We start from the raw sequence: 1,190 nt of genomic DNA on the forward strand, positions 1-1,190 counted from the left end.
GTGGGGGAAGGGGAGGGGACACGGTCGACCATGATGGGCGACACCGGCCGCCCTCCGCACACGGTTTTCCGGGGGCCCGTGGGCAGGGATCCAGGCCCCGCCCCCGGTCACTCCCCCAGCGGTGTCAGCTGGACGAGTCCGATCCACGTCTCCGGGCCCGGCTCGGCGTGCGCCGCGCGCACCGCGTACCGTCCCGGTTCGAGGGCGATGCGCAGGCGTCCCGCGTTCGTGGACTCCTCCCCCGGCCAGGCCGCGTCGAACAGCACGACGGGCCCGGGGACCCGCCAGTGCACCTCGCTCCCCCAGGCCGCCGTGTCGAGGGCGGCCGGCACCCTGGCCAGCAGTTCGGACTCGGAGTCGCCCGCGAACCACCGTACGAACGTGCGGTGTTCGGGGAGGTAGGCGGTGGCGGCGGGGTCGTCCCCGAGGACCAGGGCGGCGGTGTTGCCGACGGGCAGCAGACCGGCGAAGCCGTCCACCTCGCAGGCCCGGTCGTAGTCGGAGGCCAGTTCGTCGCCGTCCGCGCCCGTCCAGAACGGCAGCACCACTTCCGGTACCGCTATGAGCGGCCCGCCGCCCGACTCGACCCACTCGACCGGCCCGACCGCCTCGACCGGACCGGGGTCCGCATAACTCACCATGGGCGAAAGCTACACGCCCCGGCGGACCGCAATTGACGATTCCTTTGCCCGTCCGTCCACTTGATACGCGACTGAGTCCGTACGCCTCCGGTGGGCGGGCCGGCGGGACGCGGTGGCCGGTCAGCAGCCGCAGTCCGCCGCGCCGGCCGGTGCCGTCAACGGGTCGGCGGGGCGCCGCTCGCGCCCCTCCCAGGTCTCGAACKCGAAGCCCTCGCGCACCCAGTACTCGAACCCGCCGAGCATCTCCTTGACCTGGTAACCGAGTCGGGCGAGCGCGAGGGCCGCCCGGGTCGCGCCGTTGCAGCCCGGACCCCAGCAGTACGTGACGACCGGTACCGCCTTGTCCAGGAGCCGCCCGGCCTGTTCGGCGACGAGGGCGGTCGGCAGGTGGACGGCGCCGGGTACGTGCCCCTGGTCCCAGGACTCCGTGGAGCGCGAGTCGAGGACGACGAAGCCGGGGTCGCCGCCGGCGTCCAGCGCGGCGGCGACGTCGGACACGTCGGCGTACAGGGCGAGGCTCGCCGCGAAGTGGGCGGCGGCCACGGCGGG

2 protein-coding genes are annotated in these 1,190 nt (G+C 74.3%); both read right to left on the minus strand.

Annotated elements, in window-relative coordinates:
* Nucleotides 1-107: 107 nt before the first annotated feature.
* Complete coding sequence (locus FGF04_RS39305) at nt 108-641, minus strand: immunity 21 family protein (RefSeq protein ID WP_149516176.1); 534 nt, start codon at nt 639-641, stop codon at nt 108-110.
* Nucleotides 642-761: 120 nt separating this feature from the next.
* Nucleotides 762-1,190, minus strand: a 429-nt coding sequence (locus tag FGF04_RS39310; RefSeq protein WP_149516177.1) for a rhodanese-like domain-containing protein, incomplete at its 5' end; no start/stop codon positions are given.

Source organism: Streptomyces apricus (assembly GCF_008369065.1).
Taxonomy (GTDB): Bacteria; Actinomycetota; Actinomycetes; order Streptomycetales; family Streptomycetaceae; genus Streptomyces; species Streptomyces apricus.

Excerpts from the sequence above, each read along its gene's own strand:
- FGF04_RS39305 (WP_149516176.1), bottom strand. The coding sequence starts at position 641 with ATGGTGAGTTATGCGGACCCCGGTCCGGTCGAGGCGGTCGGGCCGGTC.